1 protein-coding gene and 1 pseudogene are annotated in these 3,604 nt (G+C 48.2%); one reads left to right on the top strand and one right to left on the bottom strand.

The annotated features are described in order from the left end of the window. Positions 1 to 319: 319 nt before the first annotated feature. The gene (locus tag BMZ51_RS23330) at positions 320 to 2,032 is read right to left on the bottom strand and encodes a M10 family metallopeptidase C-terminal domain-containing protein (RefSeq protein WP_068009361.1); all 1,713 of its coding nucleotides are present in this window, start codon (positions 2,030 to 2,032) and stop codon (positions 320 to 322) included. Between the two features lie 873 nt (positions 2,033 to 2,905). Between BMZ51_RS23330 and BMZ51_RS23325 the strand changes: the two are divergent. Then, positions 2,906 to 3,604, top strand: a pseudogene (locus BMZ51_RS23325) (IS5 family transposase); the annotation flags it as partial.

Below are 3,604 nucleotides of genomic sequence, written 5' to 3'. Positions count from 1 at the left end.
GCCGGGCAGATAGGGCTGGAAATGATAGCCGCATAAGGCTTGAATACAAACAATGGATCCTCACAAAAACTGGAGGAAACTTGGGTCTCAGGTCATCTCATGAAACCAAATGTGTGGGTTTGGGGAAACCTCAGCTCAGTTCTGACCCATGCAACACCGCCATGATCAGATGCATGCGATTGGGCAGGCTGCAAGCTAATTTCGAATTGTGCAACAGCGCCCTGTTACGCTGCAAAGTCAGCGTAACAGGGCCCGTGGCTGGTTGGTAGGTCGCCTTCGCCAAACGCTTACCTTACACCCCCAATGTTGGGATTTTAAGTTAAACGAAGATGAAGTCCTCAGCGCCAATAAGTGAGGGATCCGTATTTTGTAAAATGATCTCACTGTCTCCAAAGGCGACAATGACGTCGGCGTCTCTATTGGTTAAAGACAGCTCTGCAAAGGAATTCGCGCCAAATTCAGAGCCGAGTTGAATAAAGTCAATTGTGTCCTGAAAGTCAGCAATAGTGTCAGTGTCACCTATACTCGTGAAACAAAAGGTATCACGTCCCGCACCACCTTCTAAAAGGTCATCTCCTTGAGCTCCATCAAGGAAATCATCGCCGGAGAAGCCCTGAAGTACATTCTCCAAGGAGTTTCCAACCACAGTGTCACTGCCAGCACCACCAGAAGCATTTTCTATCTCAACACCATTGGCGATGGTATACCCTCCGCGCACACCTTCTGTATAGGAGAGTTCACCACCGCCTGTGCTACTGTAATCAAGAGTAGCGGCTACAAGCGAGATATTGACGCTACTGAAGCCCGTATACGCGATTGTATCGATACCGCCGGTGTCCCAGATGCACGAGTAGAATGTGCCCGAACCGTTAAGTTCTGGTAGGAGATATGTATTGTTATCTATATTTGCGTCTTTTGCTCCGTATTTCTCCTGCAGAAGCGCCAAGTCGAACGCCATAGGACCCACCGTCGCGCCATAGTCACTCGGCCATTCCGGATAAAGCTCTGCATGGCCGACATTATAGCTCATCATGGTATAGATACCTTGATTGAGATTGAAGTCACCGTAATCGCCGCGTGAGCTAGAAACCCCGTTCATCACACTGGAACCGCCCCCAGTATCATGAGGGTGCGACATACCCAGTCCATGACCAACTTCATGTTGAAACACAAAGTACTCAAGTGAGCCTGGATCTAGGTTTGCTAAATTCATATTAGAGGTATTAAAAACGGCTACGCCTGGATTTGCTTCGCTGGGAGGATTCATATAGGCATAAGTACTGCCGCCAAAGGCAGATGTTACAAATTTAAACTCCGCATTATTTGAGCTGTTCGCTACCGAAAAAGTGAGATTTGTCCCTTGCGACAAGTCGTTTAACGACGCCATCGCACCATCAATCTGCGCCTGCGTCCAACCATCTGAACTTTGGCCATCAAAAACTTCACCAGCTTGCGCAAAGTAGACAGAAATATTTGTTGTATCTACAGCTGAACCACCCCAATCGAGCGCATCCAGCGGTGATGGAGGCAAGGTCTCCTCCACACTGACAGTATAACTTCCGGTCTGCCCATCTGAGTAGGCAGCGGCGCTGATGTAAAATCTGCCTGACGTGGGCGCTATGAAGTTTAAAGATGAATTTAAACCAGACCCGCCGTCATCGTCAAACGCAACTAGGTTTCCTGAGGCGTCGTATATTCTTAAATAAGTATCTGTAACCGGCGCAGCTCCGCTCCCATTAAGGTTGATCGTATAATTTGATCCCGCACTAAGGTCGATCGCCACCCAGTCGCGGTCCCCATTGGTTTCAAGTGCACCTGAAAAGCTATCCCCTGCGGCAATGAGGTATTGCGTCGAGGGCCCTGCGTCAGCATCTTCTCCCTCATTCATGACTAGAGTATTTGCTAAGAAATTCGTCACCTCGACCTGTGCTGTAACCTGATCGGCAGCTTGCGTGCTGAAGGCCGCTTTTTGCTCCGTGGCACTTGAGTTGTTGGATATACTTTCTGCAGTTACATGCAGTTGATTCATCATGCATAATTTACACATTTTCTACACCCCTTAATATAAAAGCGATCATATAAGTATAAAATTAATAATGATTCTTGCAATACTTAAATATACAAATAATATCAATTAATATATTTAAGCGATACTTATGTTGGGTAAAGGTATTCTTCGTAGTTTTTACATGTATGAGTCATTCGGTGTAAATATGCGCAGATTTCAGTATTGATTTTCTTAAGTGCTGCCAGCGCTTTGGTTTTCCCTGGATTGGCCTCCTTGTTCTGGATGCTGTTTGGAGAGTATTTAAAGGTGTGGGGCAATCAGGCTGCAAGGTTGTCACTTGCTGGAGTTTGCGCTTCAGATTTCATGCTGGGATACCATTGCTCGAACTTCTGCCGAAGTGGGAGAGCACCAAAAAGTGTGGGGCAGTTAAGCTGCGAGTTTGTCAGTTTCCGTGCCTTGCGTTTCAGCTTTCATACCGGGATACCATTGCTCGAACTTCTGTCTGAGCGTTCCGTCGAGCGCTCGCGAATGAACCCACATTGTTTGCAACCAGCCTGCAATCATAAGTCCGAACCCACATTAATTGCGAACCGTAGCAGAGCGAGCAAAGTGGTCTTTCGCTGCAAGGCATCCAATCTCGGCTTTGTGGAAAAAATGTAGAGTAATTGTCTTGGTCGACCGGTGCCTACATGCTCCGAACAAGACGTTGCCAATGTCCCGGTGAAATACCGTAGTTTGCCTTGAAGCGGCGTGTCATGGGCCTTGTTGCAGGGGTCGCTCAGTGTCTGTAATTAGAAGGCTTGTTCGTCTTCATAAAGCTATCCGATGCCCCACAAATTCAACGCCAGCCGTCGTCACAAATTTGACTAGAAGAAATATCGTGTCACGAACTGGCGGGCCTATAACGAAAGTCTTCGTATTCGTGGAGATTTGACGATCTGGGTCAACGGTGAGATTGGGAAGGAGTGGTCAGCGCAGCGCCGGACCACTCGCGGAGGGCAACGCAAGTATTCTGATTTGGCCATTGAGGCGTGGCTGACACTGCGTAGCGTGTATGCCCTGGCGTTGCGGCAGACGCAAGGATTAATGCGCTCTGTGGTCCGATTGATGAAAATTGATTTGTTAGTTCCAGACTTTTCGACACTGTCCCGGCGAGCTGGTGGCTTGCAGATTACCAAGGCAGCAAAGGCCAGAACAGAGCCGGTGCATCTTGTGGTCGACAGCACTGGCGTCAAGATTTATGGCGAAGGCGAATGGCTTCAAAACAAACATAAAACCAAGGCAACGCGGCGTTCCTGGCGCAAACTTCACCTTGGTATGGACTTAAACACTGGTGAGATTGTATGCTCCGATCTCACCTATGAAAATGTAGGTGACCCGACCGTCCTGCCTGACCTTCTGGATCAGGTTGACGGTCCTGTAAACAGGTTTTTAGGCGATGGAGCCTATGACGGTGAGCCAACACGAAGGGTCCTTGAGACACGGTATGGAGTTGACGTTGAGATTATCATTCCCCCACCCAAAACAGCTGTTTTAAGTCCTGAGGCTGACCGGAATCCGTCATCGCGAGATAAACATATTCTTGCGATCAAAGAC

Source organism: Pseudovibrio axinellae (genome assembly GCF_900110875.1).
GTDB lineage: Bacteria > Pseudomonadota > Alphaproteobacteria > Rhizobiales > Stappiaceae > Pseudovibrio > Pseudovibrio axinellae.
Note: the sequence above shows the minus strand (reverse complement) of the source record. Positions and strands in the feature narration are given on the sequence as shown.